This is a genomic window from Rathayibacter sp. AY1C9, from assembly GCF_002932315.1.
In the GTDB taxonomy this organism is placed as follows: Bacteria; Actinomycetota; Actinomycetes; order Actinomycetales; family Microbacteriaceae; genus Rathayibacter.
Genome location: NZ_PSVZ01000015.1, coordinates 14,582 through 31,444 on the forward strand (window position 1 = coordinate 14,582; position 16,863 = coordinate 31,444).

The following is a 16,863-nucleotide window of genomic DNA, read 5'->3' on the forward strand; positions in this document are numbered from 1 at the left end:
AGCGGAGAGTGCGACGGAGCGCGACTCCCGACCGCTGGAGCGGCCCAGGAGGAGCGGACCGGTACCGAGCATGCCGCGTGGGCGGCTGGGATTTCGCCACTTGCGTCGGATCTCCTCCCGCGGTACGGCCTCCTGTCAAGGGGGTGATGGCCGCAGTTCGTTTGCGCAACGCGCGAGGATCCTCAGCCGCGGGTCCACTCCAGGAGCCGCTCGACCGGCCAGGTGGTCACGATCCGCTCCTCCGGGACGCCGAGCCGCTCCGCCCGCTCGGCTCCGTAGTCGAGCAGGCCCAGCTGGCCCGGAGCGTGCGCGTCGCTGTCGATCGAGAACAGGCAGCCCTCCTCGAGCGCGACCGCGATCAGCTCGTCCGGCGGGTCCTCGCGCTCGGGGCGGGCGTTGATCTCGACCGCGGTGGAGTGGTCGGCGCACGCCCGGAACACGGCCCGGGCGTCGAAGGTCGACGGCGGGCGGGTGCCGCGCTCGCCCGACACCAGCCGCCCCGTGACATGGCCGAGGACGTCGGTCCGCGGATCCGAGGCCGCCGCGACCAGCCGGGCCGTCATCTCGCGGGAGGGCAGCCGCAGCTTCGAGTGGGCGCTCGCGACGACCACGTCGAGGCGGTCCAGCAGTTCGTCCGTCTGGTCGAGCGCGCCGTCCTCGAGGACGTCCACCTCGATCCCGCTGAGCAGCCGCAGGGGCCCGGTGTCGAGGCCCGCGAGATGGGCGAGCTGCTCCTCCAGCCGCTCCGCGCTGAGACCGTGGGCGACCCGGAGCCGCGGCGAGTGGTCGGTGAGCGCCAGGTACTCGTGGCCGAGCGCGCGGGCCGCGTCCGCCATCGCGAGGACGGGCGTCGCCCCGTCGGACCACTCGCTGTGGCTGTGGAGATCGCCGCGCAGCCGTCCCCGCAAGGCGCTCGCGGGCGGAGGAGCCGAGCCGCGCAGCTCCGCGAGGTAGTCGGGCACCCGGCCCGACCGCGCCTGCTCGATCACCGTGAAGGTCGTGTCGCCGATCCCGGAGGCCCGCCGCACGAGGGCGAGGTCGTCCCGCTCGGCGGACGCCATCCCCTCCAGCACCGCGGCCGCCCGGCGGAACGCCTTCGCCCGGTAGCGGGAGGCCCGCTCCCGCTCGAGCAGTGCCGCGATCTCCTCGAGTGCCGCTATCGGGTCCATGCGCCCGGTCTACCACGGCGCCCGCCGCGCCCTCACCCCCTCGACGGCGGCGCCGGCTCCGGCCCCCGGCCTCGCCGCGCCGCGGCCCCGCCCCCGGTCCCGACCGCTCGACGCTGGGAACCGGCCGAGCGCCGTTGCCGACCGTTACGATCGAGATATATCGTGACTCTCGTCCACTCGCGATGTATCGCGTTTCAGAAAGGCACCCCGGTGCAGGAGGAGGAGCTCATGTCCCTCGAGAAATGGCTCGTACAGGCCGGCGAGACGAAGGTCATCGACCTCGACGTCGTCCGCTCGGTCAAGGTCGCCCTCGTCGGCGGCCAGATCGACGTCATCGCCCACGACGAGCCGACCGCCCGCGTGGAGGTCCACAGCGTCGACGGCCGCCCGCTCAAGGTCTCGATGGACGGCGACCGCCTCGAGATCGACCACGTCCAGCTCCGCTGGGACACCATCGTCGACGTCGTGAAGGGCCTCGGCCGCCGCGGCGACCGCGCCGACATCAGCCTCCTCGTCCCCCGCGGCGTCGACCTCAAGTTCGACACCGTCTCGGCCGACGGCCTGGTCTCGGGCCTCCACAGCGACGCCCGCGTCTCGACGGTCGGCGGCGACATCGTCGTCGACGGCCTGCACGGCGACATCGAGGTGAACACCGTCCACGGCGAGCTCTCGGTCCGCAGCCACACCGGCCGCGTCACCGCGCGCACCGTCTCCGGCGACGTCACCGCGACCGGCGAGCTCACCCGCTTCACCGTCGACGGCGTCTCGGGCAGCGTGTTCGTCGACGCCGAGGGCACCCCCGACCGGATCCAGGCCAACACCGTCAGCGGCGACCTCACGATCCGCGTCGACGAGGGCCTCGGCGCCCGCTACCGCATCAACACCGTCTCGGGCACGCTCCAGCTCGACGGCTCCGTCGTCAAGGGCACCTTCGGCCGGGGCTTCACCTCGACCACGGGCTCGCTCGACTCGAAGTGGGTCGACGTCGCCGCCAACTCCGTCTCGGGAGACGTGGTCGTCGTCCGCCGGTCCGTCGCCGCGTCCTCCGCCTCGGTGGGCGAGGGCTGGGGCTCCCCCGGCGCCGGCCCCGCCGACGGCCGCCGCCCGATGGACGGGAGCTCGCTGTGAGCCCCGTCTTCGCGCACGGCCGCCTGCGCCTCTACCTGCTCAACCTCCTCGCCGAGTCGCCGCGCCACGGCTACGAGCTGATCCAGGCGCTCAGCGAGCGCTTCGGCGGCACCTACGCGCCCAGCGCCGGCACGGTCTACCCACGCCTCGCGAAGCTCGAGGAGGAGGGACTCGTCACGAAGGAGGCCGACGGCCGCAAGACCGTCTACTCCATCACCGACGCCGGCCGCGCCGAGCTCGCGAACCGCGCGACCGACCTGGGCGACATCGAGGAGGAGCTCACCGACTCCGTCCGCCGGCTCGCCGACGAGGTCCGCCTCGGCGTCGCGGAGGCGATGAAGAGCCTCCGCGCCGACCTGGCCAGCGCTGCGCGCGACTCGCGGGAGCCCGGACGCCGACCGGAGCACTCCGCCGAGGAGCCGCGCCCGCAGGACACGTCCGGCACCCCCTCCGAGCAGCCCGCGCCGGAGCAGGCCGCACCGGCCTCGGCCGACGCGCGCACCGCCTCGCGGATCGCTCTGCGCGACGCCGAGGTGCTGCTCACCGAGTTCCGCGACGAGCTGCGCGCGGAGCTGCGCACCGCCGCCTCCTCGGGATCCGTGACGACCGCGAGCGTCGACGCCCTGCGCGCCGCGCTCGACGAGGCCCGCGCCTCGGTCCGCTCCACCCTGGGCTGAGCCCGGACACCGCACCGCCGGGAGGGCGGGAATCCCGCCCGGGGTCCCCGCCCTCCCGGCGCTACTGCCGCCCGACCGCCAGCGCCTCCTCCTCCACGTCGAGGAACGCCAGAGCGCTCACCACCGCCGGCTCCTGGTACCGCCCCTCGGAGCGCGCGCGGAGCACCGCCTCCCGCTCGGCCGCGATCATCACGCGCCGGAGCCGGTTGTAGGCCTGCGGGAGCGGCTCCACGCCCTCGCCCTCCGGCGGGTTCTCCAGGGCGTCAGCGAGGAACGTCGCGTTCCGCCGCAGCCGGTCGAGCACGCGGTCCTCCACTCCGTCCTGCGGCTCCGCGTCGAGCCGGGCGAGCCCGGCGGCCTGCGCCTCGGCGAGCAGCATCTGCTTCTCGACGTGCTCCTGCATCTCGTTCGGGGCCGGCAGCTTCAGGGCGCGGACGAGCCGCGGGAGCGCGAGCCCCTCGACGAGCGTCCCCGCCACCACGATGAAGGCGAGGAACTGCAGGAACGCGCGCTGCGGCGTCTCCGCGGGCAGGAGGAACGCGGCGGCGAGGGTGACCACGCCGCGGATGCCCGCGAACGACACCCCGATCGCGGTCGGCCAGGTCCACCCGCGCTGCTGCAGCCGGCGCGGACCGTGCCGGAACAGCAGCGTCGTCATGCACATCCAGGCCACGCGGCTCCCGACCAGCGCCGCGAGCACGGCCGCGCCGATGCCGACCGTCTGCCAGACCCCGATGCCCGAGTCGGCCGTCGCCTCCACCACCGACGACAGGCTCAGCCCGATGAAGAGGAACACCGCGTTCTCGAGCAGGAACTGGATCGTCCGCCAGTTGAGCGACTCCGCGATCCGCGCCTGCGCGGACTGGATGACCGGCGCCCGGTAGCCCAGGTAGAGCCCCGCGACCACGACCGCCAGCACCCCGGAGCCGTGCAGCAGCTGCGCCGGGATGAACGCGACGTAGGGCGTCACCAGCGAGAGGCTCGTGTCCAGGACGGACGACTGCACCTGCTTGCGCACGAACCCGAGCAGCACGGCGATGCCGATCCCGACCCCGCCGCCCACCGCCACGGCCAGCACGAAGTCGAGCGCGATGCGCCCGGGAGTGACCGTGCTGACGATCGCCAGGAGGGAGGCGTTCAGCGCCACCAGCGCGGTCGCGTCGTTGAGGAGGCTCTCGCCCTCGAGCACCGTGAGCATGCGCCGCGGCAGGCGGAGCCGCCCCGCGATCGCCGTGACCGCCACCGCGTCCGTGGGCGCCACGATCGCGCCGAACGCGAGGGCCGCGGCGACCGTGATCGCCGGGACGACCATCCAGGCCACCGCGCCGACCACCGCGACCGTGAAGACGACGAGCCCGACCGACAGCAGGAGGATGCTGTCGCCGCGAGCGCGGACGTCGAGGACGGAGGTGCGGATCGCCGCCGCGTAGAGCAGCGGCGGCAGGATCCCGAACAGCACCACGTCCGGCTCGACCACCACCTCCGGGATCCCGGGGACGAAGGAGGCGAGAGCCCCGACGGCGACGAGCGCCACGGGAGCGGACCAGTTCACCCGCCCCGACAGCCCGGTGACCAGGACGGTCACCACCACGAACGAGACGATCCAGACGATCGCGACGACGGGCTCCTCCATCGCGTCACTCCTCCCGGGCGTCCGCGCGCCACGGCCCCATTGTGGCCGCCCGGAGAGCAGCCCGGACAGCCGCCGGGAGGGTGCGGCTAGCGGCCGGCCTCGTGGATGTCGCGCGCCTTGGTGACCTTCGCCGGGTCCACCGGGTTCATGCCGAGGACGATCTTGCCGCGCGAGTGGCGCTTCTCGAGGTCGTCGAAGGCGTCCTGCACCTGGTCGAAGGGGTAGAAGCCCGAGACGAGCACCCGCAGCTTCTGCTCGCCGACGAGGCCGACCAGCTCGCCGAGGATCTCGGTGTCGCGCTGGGCGGTCTCGGCGTCGGGCCAGACGGCGCGCAGCTCGATCTCCTTGCGGTCGTCGCTGGAGTGGAAGCGGCCCGCCGCGATGCCGAGCTCGTCGGCGAGGGCGTCGTTCTCCCCGCCGAAGTTGTCGAGGAACACCGTGACCCCGCCGGGCGCCGCGGCCCGGATGCGGTCGGCGATCCCGTCGCCGTAGACCACCGGCTTCACGCCGATCTGGCGGAGGTAGTCGAAGTTGCGCTCGCCGCAGGTGCCGATCACCGTCGCGCCGCGGAGCTTCGCCAGCTGGATCTCGAGGCTGCCGACTCCTCCGGCCGCCGCGGAGACGAGGACGGTGTCGTCGGGTCCCACATGCGTGGCCTCCAGCGCGCGCCACGCGGTCACTCCGGCGAGGAACAGCGCGCCGCCGACCTCCCAGCTCACGGAGGCGGGCTTGGCGACGAGGTTGCGGCGCGGCACCACGACGTGGGTCGCGTGGGAGCCGACGAGCGCGTGGCCGACCACGTCGCTGCGGAGCTTGATGTCGGTGACGCCCTCACCGAGGGCGACGACGACGCCCGAGAAGTCGGTGCCCTGGCGCATCGGGAAGGCCGCGGAGTGGTCGGAGTCGAACTGGCCCTGCCGGATGAACGCCTCCATGTGGTTCACCCCGGCGGAGAGCACCTCGACCAGCACCTCGCCCGCCCCGGGCTTCGGCCGCTCGACCTCGGCGATCTCGAGGACGTCCGCGTCGCCGAAACGGCTGTACTGGACGACGCGGGCGGCGGTGGGGCTCAGACGGGACATGCGCTCATCATCCGCCCCCGCCGCCCGAAGCCCCCGACCCCCGAACGGGGGCGTGCGACTCAGGAGGGGTCGCTCGGGCAGTACAGCTGGGTGCGCGGACCGGAGCGATCGATGACGTGCTCGGACATCGGCCGGCCGCAGAGCGGGCATGCCTGCCCCGCGGGCGCCTCCTGCTCGGGCTGGTCGTACGGGCCGAGCGGCGGCGGGCCGATCCAGGGGAACAGCCGCGCGTTGAAGCGCTGGTAGAGGGAGCCGGTCTTCTTCCGCGTCATATCCTTAGTGTACTAACCATCAGGGCACGATGAGAGGATGACGCCGTGGAAACCGACCCGCTCGCCCTCCAGAACCAGGTCTGCTTCTCCCTCGCCGTCGCGGCGCGCACCGTCATCGGGCTGTACCGCCCCGTGCTCGAGCCGCTCGGGCTCACGCACCCGCAGTACCTCGTGATGCTCGCGCTCTGGGAGCGGAGCCCCCGCTCGCTCGCCGACCTCGGCTCCGCGCTGCGCCTCGAGCCGGCCACGCTCAGCCCGCTCGTGAAGCGCCTGGAGGCGAGCGGCCACGTCACGCGCGCCCGGAGCAGCGACGACGAGCGCCGCCTCGACGTCGCGCTGACCCCCTCCGGAGCGGCCCTCCGCGAGCAGGCCCTGCAGGTTCCTCCTCAGATCGTGGAGCGGCTCGACGTCCCCCTCGAGGAGCTCATCGCGCTCCGCGACAGCCTCACCGGCCTGATCGGAGCCGCGACCCGCGACGGCCGCTGACCCCCCGCTCGGGGCGTCGGCCGCGAGCACGCCGGCCGCCGCTCCCCGCCGCACCGGGAAACTCCCGGTCACAGCGCGGGATCAGCCTCCGCTCGGCCCGCTCCCGGCCGTCTTGACTGCCCCCTCGTACGGAGTAGTGTCATCGCTCGTGACACACGAGGGCCCCCCGTCCGCCGCGGACGGATCATCGGCCGACGCGACCGAGCTGCGCACCGCCAAGCACTTCTTCATCGGCGAGCCGCTCCCCAGCGACAAGCTCGAGGGACAGCTGCTGCAGAAGCGGCTCGCGCTCCCCATCTTCGCCAGCGACCCGCTCTCCTCCGTGGCCTACGCGCCGCAGGAGCTGCTGATGATCCTGCTGCTCGGCGGACTCTCCTTCCTCACCTTCGCCCCCTGGGTGGCCGCGTGCGTGGTCGTCCTCCTCGTCGTGGTGGTGCTGAGCTACCGCCAGCTGATCCGGGCCTACCCGTCCGGCGGCGGCGACTACGAGGTCGCCCGCACCAACCTGGGCGAGACCGCGGGCCTCACGGTCGCCGCCGCCCTCCTCGTGGACTACGTGCTCACCGTGGCCGTGTCGGTCGCCTCCGGAGTCGACAACATCATCTCCGCAGTACCCGAGCTGGCGCCGCTGCGGGTCGAGCTGGCCATCCTCTTCGTGGTGCTGCTGGCGGCCGTGAACCTCCGCGGCGTCTCGGAGTCGAGCCGCGCCTTCGCCGTCCCGACGTACCTCTTCGTCGCGAGCGTCTTCGTCATGGTCGTCGTCGGCCTGGTCCGCACCGCCTTCGGCGACACCCCGGTCGCGGAGTCGGCGGGCTTCACCGTGCAGGGCGAGCAGCTCACGCAGGCGGCCGTCGTCCTCCTGCTGCTGCGCTCCTTCGCCAGCGGCTGCGCGGCGCTCACAGGCGTCGAGGCGATCTCGAACGGCGTGCCCGCGTTCCGCGCCCCGAAGGTCAAGAACGCCCAGCGCACCCTCGTCGCGATGGGCACGATCGCGATCGTGCTCTTCGTCGGCCTGACCGCCCTCGCCCTGCTCTCGAACGTCCACTACGCCGAGAACGCCTGCCACCTGGTCGGCTTCGCCGACTGCGCCACGACCCCGCAGCGCTCCGTGATCGCGCAGGTCGCCGCCGCCACGTTCGGCAACAACACGATCCTGTTCTTCATCATCCAGGCCGCGACGGCCGCCGTCCTGCTCCTCGCGGCGAACACCGCGTTCAACGGCTTCCCGCTGCTGGGCTCCGTGCTGGCCCGCGACGGCTACGCGCCCAAGTCGCTGAACACCCGCGGCGACCGCCTCATCTACTCCAACGGAGTGATCATCCTGGCGCTCGTCGCCGCGATCATCCTGCTCGTCTACCAGGCCTCGCTCACGAGCCTCGTGCAGCTGTACATCATCGGCGTCTTCGTCTCGTTCACGCTCGGGCAGTCGGGCATGGTCAAGCACTGGGTGCGGATGATCCGCAACGGCGAGGGCTCGCGCACCGTCTACACGAGCCTGGCCATCAACCTGTTCGGCGCGACGCTGACGTTCGCGGTGCTCGTCGTCGTCACGATCACGAAGTTCACCCACGGCGCCTGGCTCGTCTACCTGGTGATGCCGATCCTCGGCGTCCTGATGGCCGGCGTCTACCGCTACTACCGCGACGTCGAGAAGGAGATCGAGGTCGACCCGACCACGACCTTCGGCGCCAACGGCGACCACGCGATCGTGCTGGTGGGCCGGATGAACAAGCCCACGCTGAAGGCGCTCGACTACGCCATCGCGGCGCGGCACGAGACGCTGGAGGCGGTGCACTCCTCCATCGACGACGCGCAGACCGCGCAGCTGAAGGCCGACTGGGCGCAGATGGACATCGAGGTGCCGCTGCGCTGCGTGGCCTCGCCCTACCGCGACATCTCGTACCCGCTGATCAAGTACATCAAGGCCCACCGCCTCGAGCACGGCTCCGAGATCACCACCGTCTACATGCCGCAGTACATCGTCGGGCACTGGTGGGAGGCGTTCCTCCACAACCACAAGTCGCGGCGGATCCGCCAGAAGCTCCTGCTGGTGCACGGAGTGACGGTGGCGCTGGTCCCGTGGCTGCTCGACTCGTCCGAGCTCATCTACGGGCGCCGCTCCCGGCCGATCCCCGGCCAGACGCGCCGCGGCGAGCCGGTGCGCCCGGTGACCCGCCGCCCGATCCCGCCCGCGTCCTCGCTCCCCCAGGGTGCCGCCGGCGAGGGCGCTCCGCGCATCCCGCAGCGCCCGGCCGCGCAGAACCGGCCGCGCTCGAAGCGGCGCTGAGGCGACGGGAGCTGCCGGCAGCGGCCCGGAAACGGGTAGAGGGCCCGCGGCGTGTGCCGCGAGCCCCCGATTTCCCCTTAGTGCCTTCCCCCGAAGGCGGCCCGCCCCAACGGGCCGTGTCCGACGCTATCGGTGGGCTATGCACCGGCGCATCCTCCTCGCGACGGATGCCCGTGCTCCCTTGAGACGACAGGCTCGTCCTCCGCCGTCTCAGACGACGGCCCCGCGCACCCCTCGGCCGGTGAGCCACCAGACCGCCGCGACGGCGACCGCGGCCGCCGCGCCGCCGCCCACGAGCAGGATCGCCGCCCGCACCACGTGCGCCCGGTAGGCGGCGTCGAGCGGATCGATGCCCGCACCCGCCAGCACGATCCCGGCGGGAACCACCGCGGCCGCGAGCACCACGGCCGCGGCCGCGATGCGCACCGGCTGCCGGCCGTCGGAGCGGAGCTTCCGGGGACGGCGACCGATGTACCAGACCACCGCGCCGATCCCGAGCCCGAGCAGCCCGAGCACACCGCTCGCGTACTGCGCCCATCGGAAGCCGGGGAAGGGCCCGAGCTCCTTCTGCAGCAGCGGGATCGCCGAGACGAAGAGGCCGCCCCGGTGGGTGAAGCCGTCCCACATCACGTGGCTGGCGGCTCCGATCGCGATGCCGGCGGCCGCGAAGACGAGCACGCGGATCCATGCGGCGGCCCCGCGGGGAGGCGAGCGCCGGGGACGCAGGCGCGAGCGGACCAGCGCGGGCGCGAGGTCGCGCCAGGCCGGAGCGACGACCGCGCTCCACAGCGCGAGGCCGAGCATCCCGAGCAGCAGGTCGACGGTGACGACGCCGAGGAGGGAGTGGGTGGACTCGCGGGCGACGGCGATCGGGAGGTACATGCCGATGTCCGGGACCATCGCGCCGATGGCCACGGCCGCGGCGGGGATCCGGCCGTTCGAGAACGCGAGCGCGACGACGGCGTGGCTCGGCGTGAAGGGCATGACACGCACGCTATCCCGGCAACGCGACCGGCGAGTGTCCGCGTCGCGAAGCGCGCGTCACCGATCGCGGTCCGGCTCCTGCGCTCCGCTCCGGCTCGTCGGCCTCCCGGGGCCGGCAGCCCGAGGAACGTGATCCCCAGGACGAGGAACACCGGCCAGACCGGATTCCCGAGGACCGCGAAGACCGCTCCCGCCGCGAGGAACAGCGGACCCGTGACCGCGTTCCAGCGCCGGGACGCCTCCTCCGACGAGATCCGACCCGAACCCTTCCCGTGCTGTGCGCGCGCCATCCCTCACGCTAGATCGCCTCCGCGGGGCCCGCCTCCCCCGTCCGGCGGAGCCGCGCGCTCGGGGAGCTCCGAGCGCGGCGACCGTAGAATCGTCCGGAAGTCCGGCCCTCCGGGCCCAGCGGCGACGGATCGGAGCGGGTGTGCGGAAGGCGTTCGCGATCCTCCGCCTGGCCCTCGCCGGGCTGGGCGCGGTCGGACTCGTCGGCGACTTCTTCTACACCCTGGGCTTCCGCGCGTTCCAGATCGACAACTTCTTCGCCTACTTCACGACGCAGTCGAACATGGCCGGGGTCGTGGTGCTGGGCCTGTCCGGCCTGGTCGCCCTTGCGCGCGAGCGGGAGCCGCGCTGGCTCAGCACGGTGCGGGCGCTCGTGCTCACCTACATGGTCGTGTCGGGGATCGTCTTCGGGCTGATCGCGGTCGAGGCCAACAACCGCGGCGTGCGGGTCGACGTGCCCTGGTCGAGCGCGCTCCTGCACTTCGTGATCCCGACGCTCGCGATCCTCGACTGGATCCTCGGACCCGGCCGCCGCCCGGTCGCCTGGCGCGGGGCGCTGACCGTGCTCGGCTTCCCGATCGTCTGGGGCGTCATCACCCTGGTCCGCGGGGCCCTCATCGGCTGGTACCCGTACTTCTTCCTCGACCCCGGCCAGGTCGACGGACCCGTGATGTTCGTGCTCTACGACGTGATCGTGCTGAGCCTGATCTCCGGCATCGCCGCGTTCGTCCTCGCGCTCAGCCGGGTGCGGCCGCTCGGGGCGGCGCACGCGTCGGAGTGGCGGGGGCCGCTGGCGCGGCTCCGCGAGCTCGTCAGCCGGGGACGACGGCGAACGGCTCGAGCGCCGTCTGCGCGAGGGTGACCAGCTCGTCGTCGCTGAGGTCCTGCAGCGAGAGGGCCTGATCCGCTCCGACCAGCCCGACGAGCACCGCCTCGCCGGTCGACGGCTGGAGGTTGAGCCACTCGGTGATGCCCGCCTCGGAGCCGACGAGCGACCAGCGCGCGGGGGCGTCGGCCTCCCAGAACGCCTCGTCGAAGCGCAGCCACAGCGTCTCGACGACACCGGAGCCGAGGGCCGCGACGGCCGCGCGCTGCGCGAACGGGAGCGGCGGGTCGAAGGCGATCGCGTCCGTCTGGAGCACCCCGATCGGCACGGTGACCAGCACCCGGTCGGCTGTGAACGACTCGCCGGTGCCCAGGCGGATGCTGACGCCGGTCTCCGTGTAGCCGATGCCGCTCACCACGGCGCGCAGCGAGACCTCGACGTCAGCGAGCAAGGTGTCGACCAGGGGCGCGAGCCCGTCGGTCAGCAGCGCGTCGCCGGAGTCGTCGCTCAGCTCCTCCGCGGTCGTGGCGGCGGAGGCGTCTCCCAGTCCGTACCAGGAGGAGAGCTCCTCGGGAGCGGCGCCGGTGCGCAGTGCGGTCGTCCCGGCGAGGTGCGCCGCCACGCGGGCGGCGTCGCCGTCGCCGGAGCCCGGCTCGGCCTCGGCGGGGTCGGGCGCTCCGGAGCCGGCGAACGACTCGGCGAGCGCCAGGTCCTCCGGCTGCTCCGCTCCCCACTCGAGAGCACGGGTCAGGGCGTCGGCGCCCGTGGTGCCGGTGTCGAGGGCCGCGCCGCCGGCGTCGCTCGAGCGGACGTCGGCGAGGTCGACCGCGGTCGTGACGACGCCCGCGTCCGCGATGCTCTCGCGCAGGGCGGCTCCCGCGCCGGTGAGGGCCCAGGCTCCGGTCTCGACGGCGATCGGCCAGCCGTCCGGAGTCGCGGTGGCGATGCGGCCGCCGGTGCGCTCGCGCGCCTCGACCACGGTGACGTCGAAGCCCGCGTCGGACAGGCGCCGCGCGGCGACCGCTCCGGCGAGGCCGGCCCCGACGATCGCGATCCGCTCGCCCTCGTCGGCGACGGCGCTGATCTCGGCGGCCGCGCGGACCCCGGAGCTCCAGGCGCCCTGGAGTGTGCCGGGCGCCTCCGTGTCGGTGGCCTCGCCCGCGAGGAAGACGCGGTCGAGGACCGCGGTGCCCAGGTCGGTGCGGTGCTGCGGTGTCGCGCCGACGGGCAGGTACGAGACGGAGCCGAGCGCGTACGGATCCTCGGCCCAGGCGGAGCGCACGAAGGCGGCCGGCGCGGGGACGGCGGTGGTGCTCGGCGTGGGCACGGGGGCCTTCGTGACCGAGCGGGTCGGCGTCGGACGCGACGGCGTGCAGCCCGCGAGGGCCAGGAGCCCGACTCCCGTGGCGGCTCCCGAGAGGAAGAGGCGGCGTCCGATCGTCATCCCGGACATCCTACGTTCTCGGCGTTCGGCCGGGGCGGCGCGGTGCTGACCCCACCCGGGCACGCGGCCCACTTCGAGGTGCTGGGTGACGGCGGGACGGCGAGCGGATAGCGTCGGGGCAGCGCGGACCGGACCGCGGCGACGGGGGACGCGGCATGGACACGACACGGACGCGGACCGCGACGACGACGGCCGGGGCCCCTCCCCGCAGTCACCTCCACGCGGTGCTGCTCGGCGCGCTGGGCATGATCGTGGTCCCGCTGCTCATCGTCCTCGCGACCACGGCCTGGTCCTCCCCCGGTCCCGAGGAGTACGTCCGCATGGCGCTCGGCTCGGTGGTCGCGGCGTGCGTCTCGGTGGTCGGCGCCTGGTGGCTCGCCTTCGAGCGGCGCAGCGCCGGGGCACCCGGTCGCACCTGGTTCTGGGGAATCGCCTGCCTCGTCACGGTCAATGCGGTCTCGACCGTCGGAGCCGCCGCCGACCGCCTCACCGGCCTGATCACGGGCTGAGCGGGTGGACGTCCAGGCGCGGTCACCGCGCTCGCCTCACTCCTCGGCGACCGCCCCGATGGCCCCGAGTCCCGCCTCGAGCGAGCGGCAGCAGCATCGGCGCCGGTGATCGCCCCGACGAGACGACCGAGCGGCTCCGGCTGTTCCGTCCCGCCGAGAGCGATCTGGACGAGCTGTGGCGGCTGTACTCCGACGAGCGGATCGCGGCGGGCGACCCCCTCCTCCGACACGGCTCCGTCGAGCAGACCCGGGCGGTGCTCGCCCACCGGACGGCGCAGCGGGAACGGGACGACCTCAGCAGCTGGGTCGTCCGGCTGCGGAGTCCCGAGGGCGGCGCGGACGGTGCGATCGGGATCGGCGGCTGCACCCTCCTCGCCGACACGGCCTGGAACGTCGCGTTCACCGTCCATCCGGACCACTGGGGCAGGGGGTACGCCCAGGAGGTCGCCTCCGCAGGCATCGCGCGGGCGCGGCGGCTCCGACCCGAGCTCCCCGTGACCGCGGTCGTCGCGGAACACAACGAGCGATCGCACCGCACGGTCGCTCGACTCGGTCTCGACCGGAGGTGGGAGGGCCCCGACGCGCACAGCCCCGACCCCGCGGCTCGCATCGTGCTCTACTCCGACCGCCTCCTCTCCGACGATGAGATCGGCCGCCTCACGAGCTGAAGGCGCCGCGTGGCGCTGATCGCCGCAGGCAGCAGCGGAGCCGAGACGCCTGCGCGAGACCGGGACGTCACGTTCCGGTGCGCCTCCTGGCCCCATCTTTCTTCCCGGCGGGCGGCGCTGCGCACGAGTGGGCGGGTGGGCGGCGCGGCACTCGCGCCGACCCCTCTCGCGATCGCGCTCAGCGGCCGCCCGCGAGTCGGGGCAGGAAGGGCGCGGAGGTACTCGCCGGACCGGGCATCCGAAGCCGGTCGCCGCGAGGGGCATTAGCGTCGTCGGATGGCGAGCATCACGTACCCCGCACCCCTCCGCGTCGGAGGCCGGGTGGAGGTGCCCGCGCCCTCGATGGGAGTCCCCGCGTACCTGCACGACCGGCTGCAGGACGCCGCGCGCCGACTCGGCTCGGCGGGATACGACGTCCGGGTCCGGCCGCACGCCCTCCTCGGCGGACTCGTTCCGGCGTCCGCCGCGGATCGGGCCGCCGACCTGCACGACGCCTTCCGGAGCGGGGACGCGGTCCTTCCTCCATGGGGCGGCGAGCTCGCCGTCGAGCTGCTGGAGAGGCTCGACTGGCACGCCCTCGCGGAGGCCCGGCCCTGGTTCGTCGGCTGGTCGGACGTCTCGACGCTGCTCCTGCCCCTGACGACGACGACCGGGCTCGCGACGATCCACGGCGCCAATCTGATGGACGAGCCGTGGGAGCTGCCGGTCGGGTTCCACCGCTGGACGGAGGTCGCCGGCCTCGAGCCCGGGGCCGCGTTCACGCAGCACGCCGCGCCGCGACGCCGGAGCCGTCCGTGGGGTGCGTGGGCGGACGAGCCGCTCGACCGCGATCGGGCCTACGAGGAGCCGACCCGCTGGCGCTCGCTCGACGGGGCAGCGGACGCGGCGATGTCCGGCCGCTTGATCGGCGGATGCCTCGAGACGGTGTCCCTGCTCGCGGGCACGCCCTACGGCGACATTCCGGGCTTCGCTCGCCGGCACGCGCCGGAGGGCACCGTCGTCTATCTGGAGGCGGCCGGGTCCGACTCCGTCTCGGTGCTCCGGATGCTCACCTCCCTCCGCCTCGCGGGCTGGTTCGAGCAGGCGACCGGCGTCCTGATCGGCCGGACCGCGGGCGCGTCCCTGCCGGAGCTGAGCCAGGAGGACGCGGTGCGGCGCGCTCTCGGCGATCTCGGCGTGCCGGTGATCCTCGACGTCGACACCGGGCACCAGCCGCCGCAGATGCCCCTGGTCAACGGCGCGCTCGCCGAGATCGCGCTGAGCGGGCCGACGGCCTCGATCACGCAGCGGCACGTGCCCTGACGGCGCGTGCGGAGCGATCCCGTCGAGCAGTGCCGCCGCCTCGAGGCAAGGCCGCCGCCGCCCCGGCCCTCCTCCGCCCGCCGAGCGCAAGGCCGAGCGGCGGGGAGGCGCCGAGTGGTAGACCTGGGGGCATGAGCAACGACATCCGCGCACTCGCCGAGGGCGAGAGCTACCTCGCCTTCTTCCAGGGTGGGCCGTTCGACGGCCAGACCGAGAACCGCGTCAGCACCGAGGGGGGCTACGAGAAGGAGGTCGACGTCTACGCCGCCGTCGACGGCCAGGAGACGCACCTCGTCTACAACGCCGTCTCCGCCAAGGAGGTCGGCGAGGCGGTCCACGTGACCTACTCGATCGACACGCCCGACTCCGACCCGATCGAGGACCCGGAGGACCGCGGCGGCGGATTCCAGTAGTCCGCACCACTCTTCGGATGCCGCTCCGGCGTCGCGCTCAGCGCGGCCGGGGCGGCATCCGCATGTGAGGACGCGCCACTCCGGGGACGACGCCTCCCGCCGCTCCTAGGATGATGGTTCCTCACTGTCTCGGCCGATTCAGGTCCGCGTTCCTCGGGAGCCGCCGTGTCCGATCCGCTGATCCGCCCGATGCCCCTCCGCGGCGACTCCGCCCGGTACTGGCTGCGGGCCCGCCACGCCGAGGCCGGGCCCGACCCCGCCTTCGCCGTCACCGGTCAGGAGGCCGCCGCCGAGGGCGTGCTCCTCCGGCGGATCTGGCACACGGCCGGCACGATCGACTTCCGCCCGAGCCCCCGCGCCGACCCGGGGTCGGTGGTGCTCCTGCTCCCGCTCGAGGGCGCGTTCACCGTCACCAGTCGGGAGGAGCGCGAGTTCGTCGGCCGCGGCACCCTCGCGGTGCTGCCCGCCCGATCGGGAGCGACGATCAGCACGAGCGCTCCCAGCTCCCGGCTCGTCCTGGTCGTGCGGCCCCCGGGCGACGCGGATCCGCCCGCCGGCCTCACCGTGGTCTCCTCCCCCGCGGCACCGGTGCTGGTCGCCGCCGCGAACGCGGTGCTCGACGCCGGGCTGCCCATGAGCCCCGGGCTGCACACCGCGCTGCGGGGCCTCGCCGCGGCCGTCGTCGCGGAGTGACAGGAGCTGTCAACCCTCCCCGCCCCGGCCATCCGCTCGCAGGGACGTCCTCGAACATCAAGTGACGCCGATCGTCGGCGCCGGAAGGAGCACTCGCCATGGCCGAGATCACCGCCCACCACGGACTCTTCAAGGACACGGACCTGCACGTCGACGACACCGGCGGATCGGGCCGCCCCGTGGTCCTCATCCACGGCTGGCCCCTCTCGGGCGAGTCGTGGAAGGAGCAGGTCCCCGCGTTCGCCGAGGCCGGCTACCGCGTCGTCACCTACGACCGCCGCGGCTTCGGGCGCAGCGACAAGCCGCTCACCGGCTACAGCTACGACACGCTCACCGAGGACCTGCACACCCTCCTCACCGAGCTCGACCTGCAGGACGTCACCCTGGTCGGCTTCTCGATGGGCGGCGGCGAGGTCGCCCGCTACTTCACGAAGTACGGCGCCGATCGCCTGCACAGCGTCGTCTTCGCCTCGGCCGTCCCGCCGTACCTGATGAAGACGGACGACAACCCGGACGGCCCGCTCGAGAAGGCGCAGGCCGCGCAGATGACCGCGGGCCTCACGAAGAGCGAGGACGACTTCTACGACCAGTTCACCACCGACTTCTTCTCGGTCGACGGCGTGCTGAAGGTGACGGAGGAGCAGCGCCAGGAGGCGATCGCTCTGGCGAAGCAGTCGGCCAAGCACGCGGCCCTCGCCTGCATGACGGCGTTCGCGACCACCGACTTCCGCGAGGACCTGCCCAACGTGTCGGTGCCCGCGCTCGTCATCCACGGCGACGGCGACGGCACGGTTCCGTTCGAGGGCTCCGGCGCCCGCACCCACGCGGCGATCCCCGGCTCCGAGCTGCACGTCGTCCACGGCGCCCCGCACGGAGTGACCGTGAGCCACCCGGAGGAGTGGAACCGCGTCGTCCTGGAGTTCCTCGCGAAGTAGCGGCGGCACTCCCGCATGCTGGTCGAGCAGCCCCGCAGGGGCGTATCGAGGCCCGTCGCACGGACAC

17 protein-coding genes are annotated in these 16,863 nt (G+C 73.6%); 11 read left to right on the forward strand and 6 right to left on the reverse strand.

What is annotated here, in order from left to right; all coding sequences use genetic code 11:
* Window positions 1-182: 182 nt before the first annotated feature.
* Entirely contained in the window at window positions 183-1,169 is a 987-nt protein-coding gene (locus C5D09_RS11045; RefSeq protein ID WP_104263102.1) for a PHP domain-containing protein, read from the reverse strand.
* Window positions 1,170-1,397: 228 nt separating this feature from the next.
* Between C5D09_RS11045 and C5D09_RS11050 the strand changes: the two genes are divergently transcribed.
* Both C5D09_RS11050 and C5D09_RS11055 read left to right on the forward strand, forming a co-directional pair.
* On the forward strand, window positions 1,398-2,297 hold the full coding sequence (locus C5D09_RS11050) for a hypothetical protein (RefSeq protein ID WP_258063310.1): 900 nt from the start codon (window positions 1,398-1,400) through the stop codon (window positions 2,295-2,297).
* On the forward strand, window positions 2,294-2,974 hold the full coding sequence (locus tag C5D09_RS11055) for a PadR family transcriptional regulator (protein ID WP_104226827.1): 681 nt from the start codon (window positions 2,294-2,296) through the stop codon (window positions 2,972-2,974). Before C5D09_RS11050 ends, C5D09_RS11055 begins: the two co-directional genes overlap by 4 nt.
* A gap of 61 nt (window positions 2,975-3,035) precedes the next feature.
* Here C5D09_RS11055 and C5D09_RS11060 read toward each other — a convergent pair whose 3' ends face one another.
* The 3 genes from C5D09_RS11060 to C5D09_RS11070 all read right to left on the reverse strand — a co-directional run bounded on the left by C5D09_RS11060 (window position 3,036) and on the right by C5D09_RS11070 (window position 5,961).
* Window positions 3,036-4,607, reverse strand: a complete 1,572-nt coding sequence (locus tag C5D09_RS11060) for a sodium:proton antiporter (protein WP_104223748.1) — start codon at window positions 4,605-4,607, stop codon at window positions 3,036-3,038.
* Between the two features lie 86 nt (window positions 4,608-4,693).
* Window positions 4,694-5,689 carry an NADP-dependent oxidoreductase gene (locus C5D09_RS11065; RefSeq protein ID WP_104238704.1) on the reverse strand — a complete coding sequence of 332 codons (996 nt, stop codon included), beginning with the start codon at window positions 5,687-5,689 and terminating at the stop codon, window positions 4,694-4,696.
* 59 nt (window positions 5,690-5,748) lie between these two features.
* Complete coding sequence (locus C5D09_RS11070; protein WP_104223750.1) at window positions 5,749-5,961, reverse strand: hypothetical protein; 213 nt, start codon at window positions 5,959-5,961, stop codon at window positions 5,749-5,751.
* 45 nt (window positions 5,962-6,006) lie between these two features.
* Here C5D09_RS11070 and C5D09_RS11075 point away from each other — a divergent pair, with 45 nt between their 5' ends.
* Together C5D09_RS11075 and C5D09_RS11080 are read left to right on the forward strand one after the other, a co-directional pair.
* Complete coding sequence (locus C5D09_RS11075) at window positions 6,007-6,447, forward strand: MarR family winged helix-turn-helix transcriptional regulator (protein ID WP_104263100.1); 441 nt, start codon at window positions 6,007-6,009, stop codon at window positions 6,445-6,447.
* Window positions 6,448-6,595: 148 nt separating this feature from the next.
* On the forward strand, window positions 6,596-8,734 hold the full coding sequence (locus C5D09_RS11080) for an APC family permease (RefSeq protein WP_374952928.1): 2,139 nt from the start codon (window positions 6,596-6,598) through the stop codon (window positions 8,732-8,734).
* Window positions 8,735-8,944: 210 nt separating this feature from the next.
* Here the strand turns inward: C5D09_RS11080 and C5D09_RS11085 are convergent, their stop codons facing one another.
* Window positions 8,945-9,718: a DUF4184 family protein gene (locus tag C5D09_RS11085; RefSeq protein ID WP_104260852.1), complete on the reverse strand. Its 774-nt coding sequence runs from the start codon at window positions 9,716-9,718 to the stop codon at window positions 8,945-8,947.
* Window positions 9,719-10,148: 430 nt separating this feature from the next.
* Here C5D09_RS11085 and C5D09_RS11090 point away from each other — a divergent pair, with 430 nt between their 5' ends.
* Complete coding sequence (locus C5D09_RS11090) at window positions 10,149-10,868, forward strand: Pr6Pr family membrane protein (RefSeq protein ID WP_104233845.1); 720 nt, start codon at window positions 10,149-10,151, stop codon at window positions 10,866-10,868.
* On the opposite strand, the gene C5D09_RS11095 is transcribed toward C5D09_RS11090, so the two are convergent.
* Window positions 10,819-12,276 (reverse strand): NAD(P)/FAD-dependent oxidoreductase, encoded by a 1,458-nt coding sequence (locus C5D09_RS11095; protein WP_181135037.1) that lies wholly within the window; start codon window positions 12,274-12,276, stop codon window positions 10,819-10,821. The two genes, C5D09_RS11090 and C5D09_RS11095, sit on opposite strands and share 50 nt — an antisense overlap.
* Before the next feature lie 155 nt (window positions 12,277-12,431).
* On the opposite strand from C5D09_RS11095, the gene C5D09_RS17845 reads away from it, so the two are divergent.
* The 6 genes from C5D09_RS17845 to C5D09_RS11120 all read left to right on the forward strand — a co-directional run bounded on the left by C5D09_RS17845 (window position 12,432) and on the right by C5D09_RS11120 (window position 16,796).
* The gene (locus C5D09_RS17845; protein WP_258062734.1) at window positions 12,432-12,785 is read left to right on the forward strand and encodes a hypothetical protein; all 354 of its coding nucleotides are present in this window, start codon (window positions 12,432-12,434) and stop codon (window positions 12,783-12,785) included.
* Window positions 12,786-12,925: 140 nt separating this feature from the next.
* Window positions 12,926-13,453 (forward strand): GNAT family N-acetyltransferase, encoded by a 528-nt coding sequence (locus C5D09_RS11100; RefSeq protein ID WP_258066986.1) that lies wholly within the window; start codon window positions 12,926-12,928, stop codon window positions 13,451-13,453.
* 276 nt (window positions 13,454-13,729) lie between these two features.
* On the forward strand, window positions 13,730-14,755 hold the full coding sequence (locus C5D09_RS11105) for a S66 peptidase family protein (RefSeq protein WP_104269325.1): 1,026 nt from the start codon (window positions 13,730-13,732) through the stop codon (window positions 14,753-14,755).
* Window positions 14,756-14,886: 131 nt separating this feature from the next.
* A complete protein-coding gene (locus C5D09_RS11110) occupies window positions 14,887-15,168 on the forward strand; it encodes an oligoribonuclease (RefSeq protein ID WP_104223758.1) in 282 nt (93 codons plus the stop codon).
* A 165-nt stretch (window positions 15,169-15,333) separates the two neighbouring features.
* Entirely contained in the window at window positions 15,334-15,861 is a 528-nt protein-coding gene (locus tag C5D09_RS11115; protein ID WP_104269326.1) for a hypothetical protein, read from the forward strand.
* 98 nt (window positions 15,862-15,959) lie between these two features.
* A complete protein-coding gene (locus tag C5D09_RS11120; RefSeq protein ID WP_104223760.1) occupies window positions 15,960-16,796 on the forward strand; it encodes an alpha/beta fold hydrolase in 837 nt (278 codons plus the stop codon).
* Window positions 16,797-16,863 lie beyond the last annotated feature (67 nt).

Excerpts from the sequence above, each read along its gene's own strand:
- C5D09_RS11045 (WP_104263102.1), bottom strand. The coding sequence starts at position 1,169 with ATGGACCCGATAGCGGCACTCGAGGAGATCGCGGCACTGCTCGAGCGG.
- C5D09_RS11050 (WP_258063310.1), top strand. The coding sequence starts at position 1,398 with ATGTCCCTCGAGAAATGGCTCGTACAGGCCGGCGAGACGAAGGTCATC.
- C5D09_RS11060 (WP_104223748.1), bottom strand. The coding sequence starts at position 4,607 with ATGGAGGAGCCCGTCGTCGCGATCGTCTGGATCGTCTCGTTCGTGGTG.
- C5D09_RS11065 (WP_104238704.1), bottom strand. The coding sequence starts at position 5,689 with ATGTCCCGTCTGAGCCCCACCGCCGCCCGCGTCGTCCAGTACAGCCGT.
- C5D09_RS11070 (WP_104223750.1), bottom strand. The coding sequence starts at position 5,961 with ATGACGCGGAAGAAGACCGGCTCCCTCTACCAGCGCTTCAACGCGCGG.
- C5D09_RS11085 (WP_104260852.1), bottom strand. The coding sequence starts at position 9,718 with ATGCCCTTCACGCCGAGCCACGCCGTCGTCGCGCTCGCGTTCTCGAAC.
- C5D09_RS11095 (WP_181135037.1), bottom strand. The coding sequence starts at position 12,276 with ATGACGATCGGACGCCGCCTCTTCCTCTCGGGAGCCGCCACGGGAGTC.
- C5D09_RS17845 (WP_258062734.1), top strand. The coding sequence starts at position 12,432 with ATGGACACGACACGGACGCGGACCGCGACGACGACGGCCGGGGCCCCT.
- C5D09_RS11105 (WP_104269325.1), top strand. The coding sequence starts at position 13,730 with ATGGCGAGCATCACGTACCCCGCACCCCTCCGCGTCGGAGGCCGGGTG.
- C5D09_RS11110 (WP_104223758.1), top strand. The coding sequence starts at position 14,887 with ATGAGCAACGACATCCGCGCACTCGCCGAGGGCGAGAGCTACCTCGCC.
- C5D09_RS11120 (WP_104223760.1), top strand. The coding sequence starts at position 15,960 with ATGGCCGAGATCACCGCCCACCACGGACTCTTCAAGGACACGGACCTG.